We start from the raw sequence: 22,254 nt of genomic DNA on the forward strand, positions 1-22,254 counted from the left end.
AGAATGCAACCTTTATGTAATAATGAGATGGTATGTGAAGAAAAAAGGAGATAGAAAATAAGATGTTAGCAAGCATAATAGATCAGTTATTGCAATTTTTTGCAAGTTTAGGTTACTTTGGAGTAGCGCTAGCTTTAATGATTGAAATTATCCCGAGTGAAATTGTACTTTCGTATGCTGGCTTTTTAGTCGCAGATGGTAAAATTAGCTTTGTTGGTGCAGTTATTGCTGGAACAATTGGTGGTACTTTAGCCCAAATCTTTTTATACTGGCTTGGATACTACGGAGGACGTCCAGTTGTAGAGAAATATGGGAAATATCTGCTTATTAATAAACACCATTTAGACATAGCAGAAAATTGGTTTAAGCGTTACGGAGCAGGAGTAATCTTTTCGGCACGTTTTATCCCAGTCGTACGTCATGCAATTTCTATTCCAGCAGGATTAGCTAAGATGCCATTAAAACTATTCACACTGTATACAGTAGTTGCGATTATTCCCTGGTCAATACTATTTATATATTTAGGTGAAAAGCTTGGTGGAAATTGGCGACATATTAAAGAGTATGCATCTGATTACACACATTACATAATTATAGGAGCGATTCTCTTTATTGCTCTATACTTCGGTTTAAAGTATTTCAAAAAGAAAAAAGCAGCGCGTTAAAGTCAATGATTTTTCATTGGCTTTTTTTACTTGTTTCGGTTCTAAAAAAAAAGAGTTGTCCATAATGTGTAATAATAAAGTGTAGCGGGGGAATGTGATGAAAGGGTCACCGTTTATACGTGGAACGATATTTTTAACAATGGCAACGATGATATCTAAAATGTTAGGGTTTATATATGTTATACCATTTACAGCTATGGTCGGTACGAGTGGGTATGTTTTATACACGTATGCTTATCGTCCATATACAATTATGCTCAGCATTGCGACGATGGGACTACCACTTGCAGTTTCAAAGATGGTATCAAAATATGATCAACTAAATGATTATCATACGGTTAAGAGAGTGCTGAAAAGTGGAATTGTTTTTATGTTTATAATGGGAATTTTTTCGTGTTTTACGTTGTATATGCTAGCTCCGCATTTGGCTAAACTTGTAATCGATGGAAATGATCAAACGGGGAATAGTATAGCTGCGGTCACTACTAATATTCAAATTGTAAGTTTTGCATTAATACTTGTACCAGTCATGAGTTTATTAAGAGGCTTTTTTCAAGGGTTCCAATCGATGGGGCCTTCTGCTCTAAGTGTAGTTGTAGAGCAATTTTTTCGGGTATTAACCATCTTGATAGGAAGCTTTGTCGTTATATATATTTTAAAAGCCTCTATCTCACTAGCTGTTGGTATTTCAACATTCGGTGCTTTTATGGGAGCGGTAGGTGGACTAACTGTTTTAAGTGCGTATTACATAAGGAGAAGAAAGCACTTAAAGAAAAAAGAAATGGCAAGTATACCACAAACAACGAAATCTTTTTTCTCACTCTATAAGGAGCTCTTTACATATTCAATACCATTTGTTGTGGTTGGTTTAGCAATTCCGTTGTATCAGACGATTGACACATTTACAATTAATAAATTGCTTATACAAATGGGATATATGCAAGGAGAAGCAGAGAAGATTAATGCAATAATTGGACTTGTTCAGATGGTTGTACTTATCCCAGTTTCCGTTGCGACTGCTTTTAGTATGTCACTCGTACCTGAGATGACAAAAGCTTATACAGCAGGAAATGTGAAGTTACTGTACAAACATTTTACGAGGACGAATCTATTAGTAGTAGGTATTACGGTACCCGCGGCAATTGGAATGATAGTGTTAGCAAAACCAGTGTATACTCTTTTATTTGGTGCCGGAAATGATCCGGAGATGGGAAGCGTTATTTTACAGTATTACGCTCCTGCTTGTATACTATTTTCGCTTTTTACAGTAACGGCTGCAATGTTGCAAGGAATTAATCAACAACAGAAAACAGTGTTAGGGTTAGTGATTGGCATTATTGTGAAGATCGTTTTAAATATTGTATTGCTTCCGTATTTTGATTATGTAAGTTTTATTATTTCAACATACGCTGGTTATACGATTTCAGTTGGCTTTAACTTGTGGATGCTTTCTAAATATGTTATAAAGGCAACATAAGCTTTTTAAGGCAGAGAGCACTCTGTCTTTTTCTTTGTTTGTAATATTTTTCTTATAAAAACGTTTTCAAAATAATTTTTCTATTGAAATTTAAACGTATGTTTCATATGCTGAGAATGGCGGTTCAAAAACTGTTATGTAAGAGAGGTAGATTCCTACATGTAAAAAGAATCGGGGTGATAGTATGTTAAATATATATTTAACAGACCGAAACGGAAAACTACAAGAGGTTGAGGAAATGCAAAAGGGTTGCTGGATTAATGTACTTCATCCAACGGAAGAAGAAATTCAATATCTAGTACAAACTTTAAATGTAGACTTAGATTTCATTAAAGACCCTTTAGATGATGAAGAACGCTCTCGTATTGAAAAGGAAGACAATAATACTTTAATAATCGTGGATATTCCAACAGTTAGACATGATGAAGAAGGAAATTCGATTTATGACACGATTCCAATAGGTATGATTGTAATGCCAGATTGTTTTGTGACAATTTGTTTAGAGGAAAATCCAATTTTTGAACGTTTTATTAATCAACGTATTAAAGAATTTTATACGTTTAAAAAGACACGCTTTGCACTTCAGCTCTTATATACGATTTCTACTTATTATTTAAGATATTTAAAGCAAATTAACAGAAAAACAATCGATTTAGAGCATCAATTAAATAAGTCGATGAAAAATAAAGAGATTTTCACATTGCTAGGTCTTGAAAAAAGTTTAGTATACTTTACAACATCATTGAAGGCGAATAAAATTGTAATTCAAAAATTAATGCGTAACAGTACATTTTTAAAAATGTATGAAGACGATCAAGATTTATTAGAAGATGTATTAATTGAAAATAAACAGGCTATTGAAATGGCGGAAATATATAGTCATATTCTAAGTGGAATGATGAATACTTTTAGCTCTGTTATATCGAATAATTTGAACAGTGTTATGAAACTGTTAACGTCTATTACAATCATTTTATCATTACCAACAATGGTCTCTAGTTTCTTCGGAATGAACGTAAAGGTTCCATTTGAAGGTGAGGCTCAAGGTTTTGTAATTGTACTCATAATATGTGCAACATTATCTTGCGCTTTAGCATTTGTATTTTGGAAGAAACGTTACTTTTAACGATAAGAAAGCTGCTCTAGCATAGTTGTGTAACTGCGCTAGAGCAGCTTTTTTGCTATGAAATCCCAAATTTTGAATAGAATATAACTTATAAAATGTAATGTATATGAAAGGGATGAATTCCGTATAAGTCTTGTCCAATCAATAAAATGGGGTTAAAATTACATATTGTTAATGAAAAGTTGGAGGAAATACATCATGGAATTGTTTCAATTACCGAAAGCATTCCTGCAAATGAATACAATCTTTATCTCCATATTGATCGAAGCACTTCCTTTTGTGCTCATTGGTGTATTTATTTCAGGATTCATTCAAATGTTTGTGACAGAAGATATGGTAGCAAAATGGATGCCGAAAAACCGATTTCTGTCTGTTTTAATGGCTACTTTTTTAGGGATGATGTTTCCAGGTTGTGAATGTGGAATCGTTCCGATTGTTAGGCGATTAATTGGAAAAGGGGTTCCGCCATATGCCGGGATTGCATTTATGTTAACTGGTCCAATTATTAATCCGGTCGTATTATTTGCAACATACGTTGCCTTTGGAAGTAGTATGCACATGGTATGGTATCGTTCTATTGTAGCGATTATCGTAGCAATCATTGTTGGAATTATATTATCATTTATGTTTAAAGAACATCAATTACGAGATGATCACTTCCCAGAAGTGAATCATAAGCGTCCATTACGTAAAAAAATGTGGGATGTATGTACGCATGCTGTTGAGGAATTTTTCTCGATGGGAAAATATTTAGTATTAGGTGCATTAATTGCAGCTGCAGTTCAAACGTTCGTACAAACTTCAACACTTCTTGCTATAGGACAAGGGCCGTTCTCTTCACCAGCTGTTATGATGGGACTTGCTTACATTTTATCACTTTGTTCAGAAGCAGATGCATTTATTGCTTCGTCATTCCAAAGTACATTTTCAACAGCATCACTTGTCGCGTTCCTCGTATATGGACCGATGGTGGATATTAAAAATATGTTTATGATGCTTGCGACATTTAAAACAAAATTTGTAATTGTCGTTACAGTTACAGTTACAGTTGTTGTTTATGCAAGCTCACTACTCATTTATGCGATGGGGTGGTAGGTTATGTTTCGAGCATATATATTATTAGGTTTTACAATCTTAATCGCGCAGCTTCATATTTCAGGTAATATTACGAAGTATATCAATATGAAGTATGCCTATTTATCAACAACAGCAGCTATTATTTTAGGTTTCTTAACGATCGTTCAAATTATTATTGTTTTCCAAAAAGAACATGAGAAAGAACAAGGAAAACAGGATTGTAGTTGTGATCATAGCCATTGCGGGCATGACCATTCAAAAGATGAGAATACATGGTGGAAAAAAGCATTCTCGTACACATTGTTCTGTTTTCCAATTGTTTCGGGATTATTTTTCCCAATTGCAACGTTAGATTCAGATATAGTTAAGGCAAAAGGGTTTCATTTTCCTGTTGCACAAGCAGAAAGTACAGATCCATTTATGAGAAGGCAATTTTTAAGACCTGATACAAGTATATATTACGGAAAAGAAGGATACCGTGGTGTAATGGAGAAAGGGAAGAAAGAGTTTGTAACAAAGGATAGTGTTACTTTAAATGATGAAAACTTCCTAAAAGGAATGGAGACGATTTACAATTACCCTGGTGAGTTTACTGGGAAAAAATTATCATTTAAAGGTTTTGTTTTCAAAGATGATTCTTCTAAAAAAGAACAATACTTCTTATTCCGTTTCGGTATTATACATTGTGTAGCGGATTCTGGTGTATATGGTATGTTAGTGAAAAAGCCAGAAGGTGTAGAATGGAAAAACGATGATTGGATTCAAATAGAGGGAGAAATTTCTACTGAATTTTATCAGCCGTTCCATGCGAACATTCCTGTTTTAGAAGTAACGAAATGGAATAAAGTTGAACAGCCAAAAGAACAATATGTATTTAGAGGAGCCGATTGATAACATCGGTTCTTTTTTATGGACTAAAAGTTCTGAATGTTGTTAATATTGAACGTGTAGTTCATTTAGTATAGTGATTATTGAGATATTAGGGATACATCATTAAAGGGGTGATAACAATGACAGAAGTAAAGGGGAAAACAGCCAATGAATCAAGGGTGTTCAAAACGAGCCGAGTATTTCCAACAGATTTAAATGATCATAACACGTTATTTGGTGGAAAGATATTAGCCGAGATGGATATGGTTGCTTCTATTTCAGCAACGAGGCATGCAAGAAAAGAATGTGTAACAGCCTCTATGGATTGGGTTGATTTCTTACATCCAGTTCGCTCTTCAGATTGTGTTAGTTATGAATCCTTTGTAATTTGGACGGGTAGAACGTCTATGGAAGTATTTGTGAAGGTAGTAGCGGAAGATTTAATTTCAGGTGAGAAGCGTATCGCAGCAACGTCTTTTGTTACTTTTGTTGCACTGAGTAAGGAAAATAATCCAGTTCCTGTGCCGCGAGTAATCCCTGAAACAGAAGAAGAGAAAGAATTACATCGCATTGCAGTGTTACGTGCAGAACAACGTCATATACGTAAGGCAGAGAGTAAGAAAGTAGCTACATTACTAACTTTTTGAATTGAATATTTAGTTGTTAAAGGTATTATAACAGAGCGAAATGTTCTTCATATGAAAAGCGGACACCTAAAAATAGGTGTCCGCTTTTATAGTTTTTCTATCCGCATATCATGTGACAATAACTACTTAGCAGAAGCAAGCAGCACCGACGATGATTAAGAGGATAAATAATACGACTAATAACGCGAATCCATTACCATGTGCGAAGCCCATTGTTATTTCCTCCTTTTATTTTAAGATACAACATACAATATGCAAATGAGCTATCGTTTGATATGGACATATATCATGCAATGACATATTTTCTTGAATGATATTGTATTAAAAAAGGGAAGATATAGAAATAACAGTAAGTGGAGAAAGGAAAATATCCATGAAACACTTTTTCGTTGTAATCCTTTGTGTAATAGGTGTATTCATTTGGATGAACATCGATGTGGAAATGGGGAAAAAAATGGCTAGTGAATATGAAGTAGGACAAGTTAGATTAGGTGAATTTCAACTGTATACGAACGGTGAAGAGTTATATACGAATTTATTTGAGGATATACGTAATGCGGAGAAGTACATATATATCCATTTTTATATTGTAGGTAAAGATGAAATAAGCAAAGAGTTTTTGCAGTTGCTCGAGAAAAAGGCATCTAGCGGAGTAGAAGTGAAATTGTCAGTCGATCGAATAGGTGGATATAAGCTGAAGAAAAAGGTAATTCGTCAACTACAAAGCAATGGTGTCCAGTTTACGTTTAGTAAAAAACCTAAATTGAAACATTTATTCTATTCGTTGCATCAGCGAAATCATAGACGAATTGTTACGATAGACGGAAAAGTATCATATATCGGCGGCTTTAACATCGGAAAGGAATACCTTGGACAAGATCCGAAATTTGGCCAGTGGCGTGATTATCATGTGCGGGTTAAGGGGAATGGTGCCACGGATATGGAAAGAAAATTTGCTGCTGACTGGAAAGAAGATACGGGAGAAAAAATGCCTGTACATGAAAGTCTACCTGCAATTGGGAATGTAAAATATCAATATTTATTTTCAGATGGAAAAGGGTTATGGGAAAAATATGGAGCGTTTTTAAAGCAGGCTAAAAAGTCTTTAATTATTGCTACACCATATTTTGTACCAAGTAAAGAAATGATGAAAGAGTTAAAAGGTGCATTAAACCGCGGTGTCAATGTGAAAATTCTCGTACCATTTAAAAGTGATGCAGTATTGTTAAAACAAGCTGCCTATCCGTATTTGAGAGAGATGAACCATGCTGGAGCGGAGATCTATCAATATCGGAATGGTTTTTTTCACGGGAAAGTAACAATCATTGATGGAGAAATTGTTGATATAGGTACAGCGAATTTTGATAATAGAAGTTTTTATTTAAATTGTGAATCTAATTGTGTCGTATATGATAAAACAGTTGTTGCTGACGTATGGGATCGACTAAAAGAAGACTTCCATAAATCAAAAAGATTTTCGGAAGAAGATTTTGAGGAAATTAGTAAATGGGATTGGTTTTTAGCAAGAATAGCAAATGTTATAGCATCATATTTATAGCATATAGACAAAAAGTAGGGAGGCACTTTCATGGATTGTATGAAAGAATTGATGAGGTATAGTTATATGCTTATATATAAGGTTGGGGAGTATACAGGACAGGTAAGAGACGAAGAATTAAAGGAGCTATTACAGCATCATTTACCATATATGTTGCAAGCATATAATGAACAAGTGAACTTTCAAGAAGGAGAGAATGTACAGCATATAACTTGTGAACCAATTTCATTTCATTTTCATGAAATGGAAAAGGAAACTGATAGTAAATATACAGGTGATATGTATATTGCAACTTGTTATATTTCGCATTTGAAACGGTTAGCGTTAAAGTTTGCTCAAGTGGCAGTTGAAGTTGCAAATCCAGAATTTCGCTCGTTTTTAGAAAACTGCTTCCTGAAAATGAATCGTTATGCCTATAGTGTATGGCAATATGTCGTGAAGAAAGAGTATAAGATTAAACATGTATATGAAAATGAGAAATTTGCATAAGAGACTAGGGCGGAAAGATAGGCGCCTTAGTTTTTTACTTTTCGTGGAGAAAAATGAATATATGTACATATTTATTATCGGAAAATTTACAAATATTTACCGTTTATTTACTATTTTTCAATCTTTCCTTTAAAAATAGAGAGTAATATGGGATTGTACATATTCTATCAAAAGGAGGAAACGCAAATGAACAAATGGGTTAAATCATTAACTGCTATGGCACTTGCAAGTTCTTTATTAATGGTAGGTTGTAGTAAAGGTGAGGACAAGAAGAAAGAGGACGATACAACAACACAACAAGAGGATAAAAAGGATAAAGAAACAAGTGGAACTGAGAAGTCTACGGATTCTAAAGAAAAGAAATAATGTAATAATAGAGCTTCCTCTTTTATGTGAGGAAGCTTTTTTGTTGTAAATTGATTGAGATTATTGAAAAATAGAGAAAGAATGAAAGAGGGGGAAAACAAATGAAAGTATGTATATTGGGAGCAACAGGGCGAGTAGGTTCAAACATAATTAAATTAGCATTAAAAGATTCAGCAGAAGTGACTGTATTAGCGCGTGATTCAAGTAGGGTAGAAATAAATCATGAAAGATTACGAGTTATAGAAGGTAATGTATTAAATGAAAATGATATAAAGAAAGCGATAGAAGGAAGCGATATAGTAATTAGTGCACTTGGAACGGATCAAAATGGGACGTTAGCGAAGAGTATGCCACAAATAATAAAGAAAATGGAAGAAGAAGGAGTTCGTAAAATCATTACAATAGGAACAGCCGGTATTTTACAAGCAAGAACAAATCTAAATTTATATCGTTTTCAATCAACGGAATCAAAGAGAAAGTCGACAACAGCAGCAGAAGATCATTTAGCTGCATATAAGATACTTAGTAGTAGTAATTTATGCTGGACGGTCGTTTGTCCGACGCATTTAATTGACGGTGATGTGACAGGTATATATCGAACTGAAAAAGATGTATTACCAGAAGGAGGAGCAAAAATAACAGTTGGTGATACAGCGCAATTTACATGGAATCTGTGTAGTGAAAACAAATATGAGAATAGCCGGGTAGGTATTTCATATTAAAAAACCATCCCGAAATTGGGATGGTTAAAAGACGATATAACATACAAATATGATAATCATAATGATTTGGAGAATGGCTTTCGCTACTGTACTGCTTAAAAAACCAACTACAGTAGCAACTCCTACTAGAAAAGCGTCTTTTGGCGCTTTTTTATGCATGAGTTCTGTAATAAATACAGATAAGAACGGTATGATAATTAAACCGAATGGTGGGAAGAAGAAAGATCCGACAATGATCGAAATCATTCCGACACGTTCGCCCCATTTAGAACTACCGTATTTCTTTAAGAAATATCCATTTGCAATAAAATCAGCAACGAAAATGAATAGTGTGAAAATAGCTTGAATAATCCAAAAAGAAATCGTTAGTTCTCCGCCATTTATACCAAAATGGTAAATGAAATATCCAGCCCAGACAGCTAGGATGCCCGGGATAATAGGATAAATAAAAGCTAGAAATGAAATAATGAAACAGGCAATGATACAGATTGTTAAGAAAACAGTCACTTTATAACTCCTTTTGTATATCTAATTTATGTACAGCAATTTTTTTGACTTGATGTCCATCAAGTTCTAATGCCTTAAATTGAAAACCGGCATATTCGATGGAGTAGCCAGCTTCAATATTTACGTCAACTGCTTGCGATAATAGCCAGCCTCCAATTGTATCTAAGTCGCTCTCATCAATATGTAAGCCAAACATATCATTTACTTCAGAAATAAGTACTTTTCCATCTAGAACAGTAAGTTTAGGTGTACGTTTTTCAATCATAGGTGATTCATCTGCATCAAACTCATCTTGAATTTCTCCAATGATTTCTTCAAGAATATCTTCCATTGTTAAAAGTCCAGCAGTACCACCATATTCATCCATAACGATTGCCATCTGAACGCGATTCTTTTGTAAATGTACCAGTGTTTTACGAATTGGAACAGTTTCAAATACAGTTAGTACTGGATGTATGTAAGATTCAAGTGGCTTATGAATGCCTTTCGTTTGATCGTGAAATACTTCTTTCGTATTGATCATACCGATAATATCATCTTTATCTTTTTCGATGATAGGGTAGCGTGTATACTTTTCAGTTGCGACGATATCCATATTTTCTTCTAACGTATTTTCAGTAGATAAGCAAATCATTTCTGTACGAGGGACCATAATTTCTTTCGCAACTCGGTCGTCAAATTCAAAAATATTATTTACATATTTATATTCGGTTTGATTTATTTCGCCGCTTTTGAAACTTTCACCTAAAATGAGTCGTAGTTCCTCTTCAGAATGGGCAAGTTCATTTTCTTTCGCAGGTTCTAAACCGAGTAGTTTTGTGAAAAAGATAGCAGTACTATTAAGTAACCAAATGAACGGGTACATAATTTTATCAAATAAAATAAGTGGTCGTGCAAACTTAAGTGTAATCGCCTCTGCTTTTTGAATTGCGAATGACTTTGGAACTAATTCACCTAATACAACATGGAAAAATGTAATCACACTAAAAGCAATAATAAATGATAAAGTATTTGCCATTGTTCCAGTAATATTAATCTTTTCAAAGAGCGGTCGTAGTAAATGTTCCACAGTCGGTTCACCAAGCCAACCAAGCCCTAAAGAAGTAATCGTAATCCCGAGCTGACAAGCTGATAAATAAACATCTAAATTAGAAATGACACTTCTTGCAGCTAAAGCTTGTTTATTGCCTTCGTTTGCAAGCTGGTCAATTCGACTTTTTCGTACTTTTACAACAGCAAATTCTGATGCAACGAAAAAGCCGGAAATAAGGATAAGAACAAAGATGAGAAAAATATTTAATATGTCCAAGTGTATTCTCTATTCCGTCGTTTGGAATAAAGATGTCACCTCCTGCAATTATGTTATACTTTTATAATAAATCCAAATGAAAAGAATAGTCAAAGAAAAAGGGTAAATATTGGTATGTTTCTGCAATGGTTTTTGAATTTGCTGTTATTTTGTCCGCTATACAAAAGGAATAACCCTCTACTTTCAGATTCTAGAGAGTTATTTTAAATTAAGGTTTTGGAATACTTCTCGTTAAAGCGTATGATTGTTGTTTAAAGTGGTTTGTCGTCCATAGCGTTTGAAGGAATGAGAGTATACAATACGGGATATACAAAAGTAATAAGCTAATTGTAACAATAATAGGTGCATTTCCGCCGAATTGAACGATAAATTGCAATAGTCCACTTGCGTGAAAAACGCATTCCATAAAAACGAATGAAAGAATAATGGAACCTAAAATAGATTTATGATTCGAAGTAAGCGCTAAAAACAATGTATCTACAAGGAAAGAAGCTTGTTTTATTTCATATTCATTTGTATTACTTAAGAAAGGAATCCATTTTTTTATTGCTTGCATAACGATAATCATGGAAGTACTACAAACGATGATAAAAGATGAGTAGTAAGGAATCTTTATAAATTTTGTGATGTATAGGAGTAGTAATAAGACTGCGCATTGTAATAATACAGTACATAAAGAATAAGGAATCCATCTTAATAAAGAAGCGAACTTTTTAACCGATTGAGGTGCTTTAAAAAATAAATGGCCAATCCCTAAGCTGATGAAGAATCCGATTGCAAGAGTAAAGGTAAAACGAACAATCGATAAAAAATATATTTCCCACATGTAAGGGAATAACGGTGTTGATTGATTAGCAGTATGTACCATCTCATTTGCTGAGAAAAAGATAGATTCGTGCATCCAATCAATCTTAGGAATTGTCATCGAAGAAAGTTGTGCGAAGTTATGGAAAATGCTTATAAAGCCGGTGATGTATGAGTATTTATGTGTAATGAATAAAGTTGGAATAGGACTAATGATAAATATAATGAGAACACCAACGATAAATTTATATATATGTGAGCGCAATAAAGACATGTAATCACCTACTCTTTGAATATTCAGAAAATTCTTATTCTTATTTTAGCTTTTTTCGGAGTAAGTTACAATATATTTTTCTTAAAGAAGTTTAGTATTGTAGTGGATAGAATTGAATGAAACGTGAATAAATTATGACAAGAAAATGAATAATTTTCAGAAAAATAAAATAAATTATTTATTTTTTTCTGAAAATATAATATAGTTATGGCACAGAAAGTATTTTAACATAAGGAGGCTGTTTATGAGGATTAAAGGGAATTATGTGCCGAAAAGGGAAGTTTTATTTTGCTCAAGTTCAATTACAGTAGGGGAAGCGCTAGAGCATTTAAATAAAACTGGTTATCGTTGTGTACCAGTTTTAGATGAAAAAAAAGAGAAATATTTAGGGAATATATATAAAGTAGATATTTTAGAATATAAAGGTTCAATGGAAGAGAGTGTATTAAAACTATTAAACGATAAAGAAGGATATGTCAGAGAAGATTCTTCGTTCTTTAAAGTATTTTTTACAATAAAAAAATTACCTTATTTATCAGTAGTTGATGAAAAAGGAGTCTTTCTTGGGATTTTAACGCATAAAAAAGTTTTTGAGCTATTAGAAGATGCTTGGGGCGTTCATTCTAGTAAATATTCTGTCATGATTGGGACACAAGATTATAATGGGGCTATTCAAAAATTATCGACAGTATTAAAAAAATATACAGGTATCCAAAGTTTAATGACTTTTGATAATGATGCCTTATTAGTTCGTAGAATTATGTTTACATTAGGAGAAGAGTTTAACGATGGTGAATTAGAGACGTTATTGAAAGATTTAGAAGATCACGGATTTAGAGTGGTGTATGTGGAAGAGATGAAAAATCCACGTGAAGTTGAAACGATAGAATAATATGCAAAAGCCGTCTAATTATGTTGGATGGCTTTTGTTATGTTACGTGTATAAAATTATTTAAAAATAACGATAGGATAATAAGTGAGTTTGGAACAATATTTGTGCAAAAGAATAAAAAATGTAGATAATTTTGATTTTCAAAAAAGTCAATTTGAAAATATGTTTTTATTTTTCAACTAAATATGTTACTATATGTGTGATAAAAACAAAGAGGTCTGACAACTATACTCCGCGCAATACCACTCTAACGATTTAAAAATTCAAAAAAATCAAAAATTAATAATTAGAGTAAAAATAAGGGGACTGGAGAAATTATGGAGAAAGACACTGCTTTGTAAGGGGCATATTTTATCAGCTTGAACAGAGAGGAGGATGCATAGCATATTGTGAAAATAGAGATAAACAATGAAAAAGTGCTATGCAAATGAAAAGCATGAAGGGACGTTTAAGGCCAGGTGATACGGTAGCAATTGGTTTAATGTTATTTGCACTATTTTTAGGAGCAGGAAATTTAATTTTTCCACCAGTTTTAGGGCAACAAGCTGGAGAGAATGTTTGGGTTGCTACAATTGGATTCCTTGTAACGGGAGTCGGATTACCCCTATTAGCTGTAACAGCTGTCGCGTTTGTAGAGGGGGACTTGAAAGCGCTATCTTCTAGAGTTCACCCTATATTTGCGTTTGTTTTCCCATTAATTAGTTATTTAGCGATTGGACCTTTTTTCGCGATTCCGCGTACGGGAGCCGTTTCATTTGAAATGGGTATGAAGCCATTTTTATCAGAGGCATTAGTTTCCGAATGGTACATGCTATTTCTTTTCACTATAATTTTCTTCGGAATAACTTGGTATTTATCTTTAAATCCATCAAAATTAGTGGATTGGTTCGGGAAATTTCTTACACCATTGTTAGTATTAATTGTTGCTGTAATTGTCGGAAAGGCAATTGTTGATCCGATTGGAGAACCAGCTGCACCGCTAGAAGCATACAAGGAAAATGCTTTCTTTGGTGGATTTATTCAAGGATATTTAACGATGGACGCAATTAGTGCGCTTGTATTTGGAATTGTAGTTGTACAAGTTATCCGCTCTAAAGGAATAAAAGAGAGTAATCAAATTGCAAAAATAACAGTAGTATCAGGTATTATCGCTGTACTTGGTTTAACGTTAATCTATTTATCACTTGCTTATCTTGGTTCAACAAGTACATCACTTGGGGTATCAGAGAATGGTGGACTTATTTTAACGAATGTTGTAAATGAGTTATATGGAACAAGTGGTAAAATTTTATTAGGACTTGTTATTGTACTTGCTTGTTTAACAACTTCTGTTGGATTAACATCAGCCTGTGCTGGCTTCTTTACAAACTTATTCCCAAAACTTTCGCATAAAACGATTGTAACAATGGTATGTGTATTTAGTTTAATTGTATCTAACCTAGGTTTAACACAATTAATCGCAGTTACTTTACCAGTGTTAATGATTATTTATCCAGTTGCAATCGTATTAATTGTACTTTCTTACTTCCATAAATGGATTGGGAAGCGTAATACCATTTATATTGGAGCTATTTTAGGTGCATTGTTAATTAGTTTCTTTAACGGTTTAGAAAGTGCGAATATTAAAATTGACGCGATTTCTAACGTACTACAAATGTTACCATTATATAAAGAAGGAATAGGATGGTTAATCCCATCATGTATTGGCGGGATCCTCGGTTTCTTCTTCTATAAATCAAATGAATCAAGTGAATTACAAAAGAAAGGTGCTTAGGCGCCTTTCTTTTTTTAAAGGGGATTTTTTTGTTTTGTCTAAGTAATAAATGAAAGGAGTGATAAAATGGCTAATTTTGAAGATTTTTTAACTTTGGATTTACGGATTGGGACTGTAACACATGCAGAGGAATTTAAAGAAGCGAGAGTTCCAGCGATTAAACTAGAAATTGATTTTGGAGAGCTTGGAATGAAGCAGTCAAGTGCTCAAATTACGAAGAGATATAACCCAGAAGATTTAATCGGTCAGCAAATCGTTGCTATTGTAAATTTTCCGCCAAAGCGTGTAGCGGGATTTAAATCAGAAGTACTTGTTTTAGGAGGAGTACCTGAAGCGGGTGATGTCGTATTACTGCAGCCTAATATGGAATTACCAAATGGAACAAAAATTAGTTAATGTAAAGGCGGGGGAACATGGATATTGGACGCGAATACGTACAGTGTGCCATTTCGAATTTTGAAGCAACAAAGAAACAAGGGGAACGGGTGCTTTCACAATTATCATATGAACAGATTGAATGGTCTTCTCATGAAGTAACAAATAGCATAGCAATTATAATTAAGCATCTGCACGGTAATATGCGTTCTAGATGGACGGATTTTTTAACATCTGACGGTGAAAAAATAGATCGTAACCGAGATGCTGAATTTGAAGGTGGTTATTCTTCTAAGAAAGAGGTACTCGCAGCATGGAATGAAGGTTGGGAATATGTTTTTAAAACGATGAATGCACTAACGTCAGAACATTTATTGCAGACGGTATATATTCGCGGTGAAGCACATACTGTCATGCAAGCAATTGAAAGACAAATTTCTCATTATGCTTTGCATATTGGACAAATGATTTACATTGGTAAAATGTTAAAAGAAAATGAGTGGGAATGTTTAAGTATTCCTAGAGGAAAGTCTAACTTTCATTTAGAGAAAAACGTTCAACATAATAATAGGAAAGAAACCGATATAAAATTGGAAGTAAGAAAACAAGCCAAATGATAGATGGCTCTACAGTCATAAGAATGCTACCAACAATCAGCCCATATATAATAAGAAAGAAATTAATAAGTGTATTCACAGGGATAAATCGTGAGATAAAAACTTGCTGTCGTTTAAAACAATCACTATGAAATACATAAAAGCGGAAGTACCATGTGGTAGTAATAAGATCTTTCTTTCGCGTAATTCTTTTTTTGCATGTATGACAGATGAACGGTGGTTGCATTTCATTGCGCTCCATTTTCTATATTTGTAATAATGTAGGACAAAAGTAGGTACAAAGTGTATATCCCTATATACGCTCCTGATATAAGAAAAAATGGATTTAGTAAAATCCCATGAATACTTGTCATAAAAACTAAGTCTTGCATTAAAACATCATATATATGAATAGAAATGATTGTACCGAGTACATAAAGTGCTAGATATGCTGAAATATGTAACACAACACGGATGGTAGGATGCTTAGCAAGCCAATAAAAAATAAATGATAGTACAACGGGGAGTGTTCCTATTAGTAGTTTCAATTCATTTCACCTCATTAACAATATAGCCTGAATTTAGACGGTCTATTCTCTAGAGCTTGTACATAACTTGAAATAGAGAGGTGATAGTATGAATCGAGGCTTTTTTTATGTGAAATTCACGAGTGTACGTAAGTTAGTATTATTTATTATTGCTACAGTACTGGCGACTTTTTTTCTTATTAGTATGATGGTAACTTCTATGAAAGAGACAAAGTCAATGTATTTATATAATTGGTTAAATGAGTTATCAATGAATGGTTACATGTACGTTCTTGGGAAAGAGAATCATTATTTTACACAGGAATATAGAAATTTAAATCAAGATTTTTCAATATCTTCGTTTCTCTTTTCTATGGCTACGAATATTCGTTTTAACGATGTACGCAGTTTTGTCGGCAAAGAGCTACCTGGTTTCGGTAAGTACGATACAGAAATTGTTATTGCGGGTGAAGGAACAAATTATTCTAACTTGCCTATAGAGTCGAGCGTTCCACTTGAAGAAGTAGTAAAAGAACGGACTGGAGAAGGTGGACAGGCTCAAAAGCCGGATACGAATAAAGAGAAAAAGCAACCAGCTCAAACGACAGGAAAACGACAAGTTGCATTTATTTATCATTCGCATAGCTGGGAATCTTATTTGCCATTATTGAATTTAACAAATAATCCAAATCCGAATAAAGCCACAAGTTCCGTAACGAATATTTCAATAGTCGGCGACCGATTTCGTGAACAATTAGCAAATGAAGGAATCGGAGCAACTAACGACAAGACTGATGTTGGTCAAAAGTTGATTAGTAAAGGGTTAAATAGTAATAGTTCATATAAAATGTCACGGGAAATTGTACAAGAAGCAATGGCCGGCAATAAAGAATTACAATACTTCTTTGATTTACATCGTGATAGTGCTCGGAAAAATGTCACGACAAAAATAATCGGTGATAAATCATATGCGAAGCTTGCGTTTGTAGTAGGGAAAGGTAACAAAAACTATGAAAAAAATTTGCAATTAGCAACGGCCTTACATGAGACGATTAGTAAGAAATATCCAGGCGTTAGTCGTGGTGTCATTCAAAAAGGATTCCAAACAGGAAATGGTGTCTACAATCAAGATTTGTCAGGACAAGCGATATTAATTGAAGTTGGTGGCGTAGATAATACAGAGGAAGAACTAAATCGATCGATTGATGCGCTAGCTAAAGCGTTTGGTGAATATTTCTGGCAGGCAGAAAAAGTGAATGGATAAAGTGAAACAGAAATGAATGCGAGAGTCTGAAAAAACGTGAGTGTAATGTAAAGCTTGCGTTTTTTTGTAATTAATGATGCGTCACAGAATAGACATAATTTGTCGATGTTATAGTAAGATCGAAATTTGTCAAATTATACTGGGAGATTTACAAAGGGATTTTCGGGAAAGTAGAGAAAATCTTTTTACAAGGAAAGCTTTTTATTATGAAATTGGTAGGGTGATTGAAGTGATTAGGGAAATCAAAGTAGAAGATGCAGCATCATTTTTGCAATTAAGTAAGCAATTAGATGAAGAAACAAAATTTATGTTGTATGAACCAGGAGAAAGGAAATTCACAGCCGAGCAACAAGAGCAAATGATTCAGCGTTTTGTAGAAAATAAATATGCAACAATATTGGTAGCAGTTGAAGAAGAGAGAATAGTAGGGTTTATTTTAGTGAATGGAAATCATATTCAAAGAAAGAGACATGTAGCAAATATTGTAATTGGGATTTTGCAAGAGTATAGCGGGCGAGGTATTGGGACTAGATTGTTTAAAGAGGTCGAGAAGTGGGCAAGATTACATGATGTATGGCGTTTAGAATTAACGGTAATGGCCCACAATACAAGAGCTCAGGCACTATATAAAAAAGCTGGATTTGAGAAAGAAGGTGTCAAAAGAGCTGCTCTTATTATCGATGGAGAGAACATCGATGAGTATGAAATGGCCAAATTATTAAAATAAGAGGTCGTTATATGAAAAAAAGATGGATACTACTTGGTATCGTAGCGGCGATACTCATTGTTGGAGTAGCGGGAATCAATTATAAAATGTATAAGGATAAGCAAGCGCGCGAGGTGAATGTAAATAACATATTTCCGAAAGCGAAAGAAACGATTGCGAATATGGATGGAGATATTGCGGTAATTAGTAATCCGAATTCAATGCTTGTGCTTGTGAATAAAAGTAGGCGTTTACCAGACGGGTATAGACCGCCAGATTTAGTTATTCCGAAAGTGCGCTATTCTAGTGAAGGTGATCAAGAAAAGAAAAAAATGAGGAAAGAGGCGGCCGGTGCGCTTGAGGAAATGTTTCAGCAAGCGGATAAGGAGCGTGTTTTCTTATTTGCAGTCTCTGGATTTAGATCTTTTGATCGGCAAAAAGCGTTAAATACAATGTATAAAAAACAAGATGGAGAAGCCAAAACGGCAATGTCGAGTGCAGTTCCTGGAACGAGTGAACATCAAACAGGACTAGCTATGGATATCACATCACAATCTGCTAAGTTTCAGTTAGAGACAATTTTTGGTGAAACGAAAGAAGGGCAGTGGCTTTCTGAAAATGCCCATAAATTTGGTTTTGTCATTCGATATACAAAAGAGAAAGAATCGATTACGGGCTATCGATTTGAACCATGGCACGTGAGGTATGTGGGAAATCCACAAGCTACATATTTATATGAAAATCAACTGACACTTGAAGAAGTAGCGCAGTGAACAATTGAGGGGAGAGAAGGATTATGACGGTGTTATATAAGAAGAAAGTACACGCATATGTGACAAGAGAAAAAGAAGGAGCTATGCAACTGCTTGTTTTTAAACATCGTGATACACCTGAAGCTGGTATACAAGTGCCAGGGGGAACAGTTGACGAAGGGGAAACGCTAGAAGCAACGATTTTACGTGAAGTACAAGAAGAGTCTGGGTTACGTCATTTATGCATAGAACGATTCCTAGCTGATTACATCATACATGTGAGAGAAAAAAAGGAATATGAAAAACGCCATTTCTTTCACGTAACATTACTAACAGATGTAAAAGATCGTTGGGAACATATTGTAAGTGCCGGTGAGGAAGATGAAGGCTTAGTATTTTGCTATGAATGGATTGATATTGCAAAATGCCCTGAATTAGCGGGGAAACAAGGTGAGTTTTTACATTTGTTAGATGAGGTATACGTGCAGTAATAATAGGGTCTGAGGCGAAGGTGAAATCGTTTCAGACTTTTTTTATTTTTCAGGAAATAAAAGGTTTTTACATCGGTAAGTTGAATTCTTATAGAGGGATTGTAGTTGTATATGTGAGGAGCGGAGAAAATGAAAAAGTAATAGAGATATGCTATCAATAAAGGTTTATAGAAGGAGAATGAAAATGGAGATTCAGTTCAATACACTACTACAAAAAGAATTAACAATTCATGATATACAAAGAGCGATGGAAGATGGAAAGTTAACTTCAAAAGAACTAGTTATGTATTACCTTCATAGAATCGCAAAGTATGATCAAGATGGACCGGAAATTAATTCTATTTTAGAAATCAATCCAGACGCCATCTTTATTGCTGAAGCGTTAGATTATGAAAGAAAGATTAAAGGTAAAAGAGGTCCATTACATGGTATACCGGTTTTACTTAAGGATAATATTGAAACGAATGACTCTATGCATACAAGTGCAGGTACAATTGCGCTAGAACAACATATAAGTAGTGAAGATGCATTTCTCGTTACGAAGCTGCGAGAAGCAGGAGCAGTGATAATAGGGAAAACAAATATGACAGAATTAGCAAATGCAATGTCATTTGAAATGTGGGCTGGATATAGTGCAAGAGGTGGGCAAACAATAAACCCTTACGGTACGGGTGAGGATGATATGTTTGTTGGTGGCTCAAGTACAGGATCTGCCATAGCAGTTGCTGCTAACTTTACAGTAATATCGGTTGGAACAGAAACGGATGGTTCTATTTTGAGTCCAGCTGTTCAAAACTCTGTAGTCGGTATTAAACCGACTGTTGGTTTAATTAGTCGTAGAGGTACTATTCCATTTACGTATTCGCAAGATACAGCAGGACCATTTGCTAGAACGGTAACAGATGCGGCTATTTTGTTAGGGAGTTTAACTGGGGTAGATGAGAAAGATGTAGCCACTTATAAAAGTGAAGGGATAGCAGAGCATGATTATACAAAATACCTTGATGTTAATGGTTTAAATGGAGCGAAAATTGGTGTATATAGCAATGCACCAAAAGAGTATTATGAAACTGGTGAGTATGATGAAAAATTGTTTAAGGAAACGATTGAAGTATTGCGTATTGAGGGAGCGACAGTAGTAGAGGATATTAATATTCCGTCTTTTCATAGAGAATGGAGCTGGGGTGTATCGCTTTATGAATTAAAGCATAGTTTAGATAACTATCTTTCGAAATTGCCTTCTACTATACCAGTGCATTCTATTTCAGAGTTAATGGAGTTTAATGAAAACATAGCAGAAAGAGCTCTGAGATATGGACAAACTAAGTTAGAAAGAAGAAAAGATTTTCCTAATACGTTAAGAAATCCACAATATTTAAATGCAAGATTAGAAGATATATATTTTTCACAAGAACAAGGCATTGATTTTGCACTGGAAAAATATAATCTTGATGCGATTCTGTTTCCTTCTTATATAGGCTCCACTATATGTGCGAAAGCAGGTTATCCGTCTATAGCAATACCTGCGGGATATATGGATAACGGGAGACCATTTGGAATTACGCTTGCAAGCACTGCTTTTCGTGAGGGGACTTTAATTAAACTCGCATACGCTTTTGAACAAGCGACAAAGCATCGGAAATCTCCTAACTTATCATAAATAAAATAAATAGGGCAGGAAATCCTGTCCTATTTATTTTGTTCATTAAAGTGACATGTTTTTTTGCTTTGTCTTATCATATTTTAATAAGTTAAATGATAAACAAGCAGAGCACAATATAAGGATTGAAGCGAGAATATAGATCGTACGAACACCGAACAAATCGGTAATAATGCCAACACTCAGCATAGAAAGGCCAGAAGCTGTTGAGAGAAGAGCGCCGTGAGCTGTATACATCTTTGATAATAAAGATGGAGCGACGCTGGATTGTAAAACAGTTGTTTGAGAAATATCTCTAATTTGGTAACATGGGCCCATTAGAATGCATAGGAACAGCGCAATGAATCCGCTACTTGTTATACCATATAAAAATGTAAGAATACTAAACAGAAGAGAGCCTATCGCCATAGAGCGTATTAAATTGTTTTGAATGTATGTACTCATTTTCCACGCTAATAGACCGCCAATTAACGTTCCAACATAATAACTTGTATTAATAAATCCCCACCATTCTTCTCCTTTATGAAGGACAGTTGTTACATAAGCCATCGTAATAGCACCGATCCATATTGTTCCTGCAAAAGTTTCAATTAAGTCCATACATGTAACAGTACGGAGGGAAGGGTTTTTAAATAAGAGTTTCCAACCTTCCAATAAAGTAGCACCTTTTGAAGAAGAAGGCTCTATTACTCGTTCAGTATGTATGGACCGTAAGGAAATATGTAATGCAACACATCCAAAAATCATCAATATGTTATTCATCATAAGTGTAGTAGTAGCGCCGACGAGAAGAACAATAATACTTGTAAATGAATAAGCAGCGGCTTGCGCAATTTGTGTGGAAAAGGAAAATATACTATTTACTTTTACTAATTTCTCTTTCGGTGTAAGGCGCGGAAGAATACCGTATAATAATGGAGCACTCCAGCCGCTACACAATGAAATGAAAAAGATGAAAATGAATAGTGTTACAATGCTTGTGGAAACGATCGGGAATAATATCATGAATAAAAATAATAGAGCAGTTTTTATCCATTGCAGTGTAAACAGTAATGAATAAGATGAAAAACGATTCATTATAAGTGGTGCAGATGTATTTGCTATAAGATTAGTTATGACTTGTAATAATGGAAAAAGAGCAGTTAATGTAGCTGATTTCGTTGTGATATACATATGAGTTGTAATAATCATTATGTATACGATGTCAGCGAGAGTAATGCATATTTTCGATCCTAAATAGTAAGTCAATGAACGTTGTTGCAATAAGAACACCACCTTCCAAAAAAGTAATATTTCAGTAGTTAGAATAATTATAATTTGAAAATT

The 22,254-nt window shown here is 34.3% G+C and carries 26 protein-coding genes; 19 read left to right on the forward strand and 7 right to left on the reverse strand.

Translation table 11 applies throughout. The features are described 5' to 3' along the window. The first annotated feature begins 62 nt into the window (after nucleotides 1–62). From PDQ40_RS03095 to PDQ40_RS03120, 6 genes are all read left to right on the forward strand, one after another. Nucleotides 63–665, forward strand: coding sequence for a DedA family protein (locus tag PDQ40_RS03095; protein WP_000881205.1), 603 nt, complete (start codon nucleotides 63–65; stop codon nucleotides 663–665). Nucleotides 666–762: 97 nt separating this feature from the next. Beyond that, a complete protein-coding gene (locus PDQ40_RS03100) occupies nucleotides 763–2,142 on the forward strand; it encodes a putative polysaccharide biosynthesis protein (protein WP_002193846.1) in 1,380 nt (459 codons plus the stop codon). A gap of 184 nt (nucleotides 2,143–2,326) precedes the next feature. Further along, a complete protein-coding gene (locus tag PDQ40_RS03105) occupies nucleotides 2,327–3,268 on the forward strand; it encodes a magnesium transporter CorA family protein (protein WP_000932394.1) in 942 nt (313 codons plus the stop codon). A gap of 198 nt (nucleotides 3,269–3,466) precedes the next feature. After that, a complete protein-coding gene (locus tag PDQ40_RS03110) occupies nucleotides 3,467–4,363 on the forward strand; it encodes a permease (RefSeq protein ID WP_000418725.1) in 897 nt (298 codons plus the stop codon). Nucleotides 4,364–4,366: 3 nt separating this feature from the next. Further along, nucleotides 4,367–5,236, forward strand: a complete 870-nt coding sequence (locus PDQ40_RS03115; protein ID WP_000488047.1) for a TIGR03943 family putative permease subunit — start codon at nucleotides 4,367–4,369, stop codon at nucleotides 5,234–5,236. Nucleotides 5,237–5,355: 119 nt separating this feature from the next. After that, entirely contained in the window at nucleotides 5,356–5,862 is a 507-nt protein-coding gene (locus PDQ40_RS03120; RefSeq protein ID WP_000141167.1) for an acyl-CoA thioesterase, read from the forward strand. Nucleotides 5,863–5,988: 126 nt separating this feature from the next. Here the strand turns inward: PDQ40_RS03120 and PDQ40_RS03125 are convergent, their stop codons facing one another. Beyond that, on the reverse strand, nucleotides 5,989–6,075 hold the full coding sequence (locus PDQ40_RS03125; protein WP_000505094.1) for a YjcZ family sporulation protein: 87 nt from the start codon (nucleotides 6,073–6,075) through the stop codon (nucleotides 5,989–5,991). A gap of 160 nt (nucleotides 6,076–6,235) precedes the next feature. Here PDQ40_RS03125 and cls point away from each other — a divergent pair, with 160 nt between their 5' ends. The 4 genes from cls (at nucleotide 6,236) to PDQ40_RS03145 (ending at nucleotide 8,997) form a co-directional block, all read left to right on the forward strand. Then, nucleotides 6,236–7,420, forward strand: a complete 1,185-nt coding sequence (gene cls, locus PDQ40_RS03130) for a cardiolipin synthase (protein ID WP_000680141.1) — start codon at nucleotides 6,236–6,238, stop codon at nucleotides 7,418–7,420. Nucleotides 7,421–7,450: 30 nt separating this feature from the next. Further along, nucleotides 7,451–7,909, forward strand: coding sequence for a spore coat protein (locus PDQ40_RS03135; protein WP_000340560.1), 459 nt, complete (start codon nucleotides 7,451–7,453; stop codon nucleotides 7,907–7,909). 186 nt (nucleotides 7,910–8,095) lie between these two features. Continuing rightward, entirely contained in the window at nucleotides 8,096–8,275 is a 180-nt protein-coding gene (locus PDQ40_RS03140) for a hypothetical protein (protein ID WP_001045960.1), read from the forward strand. Nucleotides 8,276–8,376: 101 nt separating this feature from the next. Next, nucleotides 8,377–8,997, forward strand: coding sequence for an NAD(P)-dependent oxidoreductase (locus PDQ40_RS03145; protein ID WP_000861636.1), 621 nt, complete (start codon nucleotides 8,377–8,379; stop codon nucleotides 8,995–8,997). 24 nt (nucleotides 8,998–9,021) lie between these two features. Here the strand turns inward: PDQ40_RS03145 and PDQ40_RS03150 are convergent, their stop codons facing one another. The 3 genes from PDQ40_RS03150 to PDQ40_RS03160 all read right to left on the reverse strand — a co-directional run bounded on the left by PDQ40_RS03150 (nucleotide 9,022) and on the right by PDQ40_RS03160 (nucleotide 11,891). Next, nucleotides 9,022–9,504 (reverse strand): DUF456 domain-containing protein, encoded by a 483-nt coding sequence (locus PDQ40_RS03150; protein ID WP_000215662.1) that lies wholly within the window; start codon nucleotides 9,502–9,504, stop codon nucleotides 9,022–9,024. Between the two features lies 1 nt (nucleotide 9,505). Further along, nucleotides 9,506–10,813 (reverse strand): hemolysin family protein, encoded by a 1,308-nt coding sequence (locus PDQ40_RS03155; protein ID WP_000353728.1) that lies wholly within the window; start codon nucleotides 10,811–10,813, stop codon nucleotides 9,506–9,508. Between the two features lie 208 nt (nucleotides 10,814–11,021). Next, complete coding sequence (locus PDQ40_RS03160) at nucleotides 11,022–11,891, reverse strand: hypothetical protein (protein ID WP_000055301.1); 870 nt, start codon at nucleotides 11,889–11,891, stop codon at nucleotides 11,022–11,024. Between the two features lie 244 nt (nucleotides 11,892–12,135). Between PDQ40_RS03160 and cbpA the strand changes: the two genes are divergently transcribed. The 4 genes from cbpA to PDQ40_RS03180 all read left to right on the forward strand — a co-directional run bounded on the left by cbpA (nucleotide 12,136) and on the right by PDQ40_RS03180 (nucleotide 15,549). Then, a complete protein-coding gene (cbpA, locus tag PDQ40_RS03165; protein ID WP_074533091.1) occupies nucleotides 12,136–12,783 on the forward strand; it encodes a cyclic di-AMP binding protein CbpA in 648 nt (215 codons plus the stop codon). Between the two features lie 436 nt (nucleotides 12,784–13,219). Next, a complete protein-coding gene (gene brnQ4, locus PDQ40_RS03170) occupies nucleotides 13,220–14,557 on the forward strand; it encodes a branched-chain amino acid transport system II carrier protein BrnQ4 (protein WP_014297788.1) in 1,338 nt (445 codons plus the stop codon). A 66-nt stretch (nucleotides 14,558–14,623) separates the two neighbouring features. After that, entirely contained in the window at nucleotides 14,624–14,953 is a 330-nt protein-coding gene (gene csaA, locus PDQ40_RS03175; protein ID WP_270691224.1) for a chaperone CsaA, read from the forward strand. Nucleotides 14,954–14,970: 17 nt separating this feature from the next. Then, nucleotides 14,971–15,549, forward strand: a complete 579-nt coding sequence (locus tag PDQ40_RS03180; RefSeq protein WP_270691225.1) for a DUF1572 domain-containing protein — start codon at nucleotides 14,971–14,973, stop codon at nucleotides 15,547–15,549. Here the strand turns inward: PDQ40_RS03180 and PDQ40_RS03185 are convergent. Both PDQ40_RS03185 and PDQ40_RS03190 read right to left on the reverse strand, forming a co-directional pair. Further along, complete coding sequence (locus PDQ40_RS03185) at nucleotides 15,464–15,775, reverse strand: permease (protein ID WP_270691226.1); 312 nt, start codon at nucleotides 15,773–15,775, stop codon at nucleotides 15,464–15,466. The two genes, PDQ40_RS03180 and PDQ40_RS03185, sit on opposite strands and share 86 nt — an antisense overlap. Nucleotide 15,776: 1 nt before the next feature. Beyond that, nucleotides 15,777–16,076, reverse strand: coding sequence for a hypothetical protein (locus tag PDQ40_RS03190; protein ID WP_000770755.1), 300 nt, complete (start codon nucleotides 16,074–16,076; stop codon nucleotides 15,777–15,779). A gap of 88 nt (nucleotides 16,077–16,164) precedes the next feature. Between PDQ40_RS03190 and spoIIP the strand changes: the two genes are divergently transcribed. From spoIIP to PDQ40_RS03215, 5 genes are all read left to right on the forward strand, one after another. Continuing rightward, the gene (gene spoIIP, locus PDQ40_RS03195) at nucleotides 16,165–17,319 is read left to right on the forward strand and encodes a stage II sporulation protein SpoIIP (RefSeq protein ID WP_270691227.1); all 1,155 of its coding nucleotides are present in this window, start codon (nucleotides 16,165–16,167) and stop codon (nucleotides 17,317–17,319) included. Nucleotides 17,320–17,548: 229 nt separating this feature from the next. Continuing rightward, nucleotides 17,549–18,046, forward strand: a complete 498-nt coding sequence (locus PDQ40_RS03200) for a GNAT family N-acetyltransferase (protein WP_214328811.1) — start codon at nucleotides 17,549–17,551, stop codon at nucleotides 18,044–18,046. Nucleotides 18,047–18,057: 11 nt separating this feature from the next. Next, entirely contained in the window at nucleotides 18,058–18,798 is a 741-nt protein-coding gene (locus PDQ40_RS03205) for a M15 family metallopeptidase (RefSeq protein WP_000747655.1), read from the forward strand. A 23-nt stretch (nucleotides 18,799–18,821) separates the two neighbouring features. Next, nucleotides 18,822–19,268, forward strand: a complete 447-nt coding sequence (locus tag PDQ40_RS03210) for an NUDIX hydrolase (protein WP_214328810.1) — start codon at nucleotides 18,822–18,824, stop codon at nucleotides 19,266–19,268. Between the two features lie 184 nt (nucleotides 19,269–19,452). Then, on the forward strand, nucleotides 19,453–20,928 hold the full coding sequence (locus tag PDQ40_RS03215; RefSeq protein ID WP_000405428.1) for an amidase family protein: 1,476 nt from the start codon (nucleotides 19,453–19,455) through the stop codon (nucleotides 20,926–20,928). 45 nt (nucleotides 20,929–20,973) lie between these two features. Here PDQ40_RS03215 and PDQ40_RS03220 read toward each other — a convergent pair whose 3' ends face one another. After that, entirely contained in the window at nucleotides 20,974–22,191 is a 1,218-nt protein-coding gene (locus PDQ40_RS03220; RefSeq protein WP_257808224.1) for an MFS transporter, read from the reverse strand. Nucleotides 22,192–22,254 lie beyond the last annotated feature (63 nt).

Source organism: Bacillus cereus group sp. Bc061, assembly GCF_027715825.1.
In the GTDB taxonomy this organism is placed as follows: domain Bacteria; phylum Bacillota; class Bacilli; order Bacillales; family Bacillaceae_G; genus Bacillus_A; species Bacillus_A paranthracis.

Excerpts from the sequence above, each read along its gene's own strand:
- PDQ40_RS03095 (WP_000881205.1), top strand. The coding sequence starts at position 63 with ATGTTAGCAAGCATAATAGATCAGTTATTGCAATTTTTTGCAAGTTTA.
- PDQ40_RS03100 (WP_002193846.1), top strand. The coding sequence starts at position 763 with ATGAAAGGGTCACCGTTTATACGTGGAACGATATTTTTAACAATGGCA.
- PDQ40_RS03105 (WP_000932394.1), top strand. The coding sequence starts at position 2,327 with ATGTTAAATATATATTTAACAGACCGAAACGGAAAACTACAAGAGGTT.
- PDQ40_RS03110 (WP_000418725.1), top strand. The coding sequence starts at position 3,467 with ATGGAATTGTTTCAATTACCGAAAGCATTCCTGCAAATGAATACAATC.
- PDQ40_RS03115 (WP_000488047.1), top strand. The coding sequence starts at position 4,367 with ATGTTTCGAGCATATATATTATTAGGTTTTACAATCTTAATCGCGCAG.
- PDQ40_RS03120 (WP_000141167.1), top strand. The coding sequence starts at position 5,356 with ATGACAGAAGTAAAGGGGAAAACAGCCAATGAATCAAGGGTGTTCAAA.
- PDQ40_RS03125 (WP_000505094.1), bottom strand. The coding sequence starts at position 6,075 with ATGGGCTTCGCACATGGTAATGGATTCGCGTTATTAGTCGTATTATTT.
- cls (WP_000680141.1), top strand. The coding sequence starts at position 6,236 with ATGAAACACTTTTTCGTTGTAATCCTTTGTGTAATAGGTGTATTCATT.
- PDQ40_RS03135 (WP_000340560.1), top strand. The coding sequence starts at position 7,451 with ATGGATTGTATGAAAGAATTGATGAGGTATAGTTATATGCTTATATAT.
- PDQ40_RS03140 (WP_001045960.1), top strand. The coding sequence starts at position 8,096 with ATGAACAAATGGGTTAAATCATTAACTGCTATGGCACTTGCAAGTTCT.
- PDQ40_RS03145 (WP_000861636.1), top strand. The coding sequence starts at position 8,377 with ATGAAAGTATGTATATTGGGAGCAACAGGGCGAGTAGGTTCAAACATA.
- PDQ40_RS03160 (WP_000055301.1), bottom strand. The coding sequence starts at position 11,891 with ATGTCTTTATTGCGCTCACATATATATAAATTTATCGTTGGTGTTCTC.
- cbpA (WP_074533091.1), top strand. The coding sequence starts at position 12,136 with ATGAGGATTAAAGGGAATTATGTGCCGAAAAGGGAAGTTTTATTTTGC.
- brnQ4 (WP_014297788.1), top strand. The coding sequence starts at position 13,220 with ATGAAGGGACGTTTAAGGCCAGGTGATACGGTAGCAATTGGTTTAATG.
- csaA (WP_270691224.1), top strand. The coding sequence starts at position 14,624 with ATGGCTAATTTTGAAGATTTTTTAACTTTGGATTTACGGATTGGGACT.
- PDQ40_RS03180 (WP_270691225.1), top strand. The coding sequence starts at position 14,971 with ATGGATATTGGACGCGAATACGTACAGTGTGCCATTTCGAATTTTGAA.
- PDQ40_RS03185 (WP_270691226.1), bottom strand. The coding sequence starts at position 15,775 with ATGCAACCACCGTTCATCTGTCATACATGCAAAAAAAGAATTACGCGA.
- spoIIP (WP_270691227.1), top strand. The coding sequence starts at position 16,165 with ATGAATCGAGGCTTTTTTTATGTGAAATTCACGAGTGTACGTAAGTTA.
- PDQ40_RS03205 (WP_000747655.1), top strand. The coding sequence starts at position 18,058 with ATGAAAAAAAGATGGATACTACTTGGTATCGTAGCGGCGATACTCATT.
- PDQ40_RS03210 (WP_214328810.1), top strand. The coding sequence starts at position 18,822 with ATGACGGTGTTATATAAGAAGAAAGTACACGCATATGTGACAAGAGAA.
- PDQ40_RS03215 (WP_000405428.1), top strand. The coding sequence starts at position 19,453 with ATGGAGATTCAGTTCAATACACTACTACAAAAAGAATTAACAATTCAT.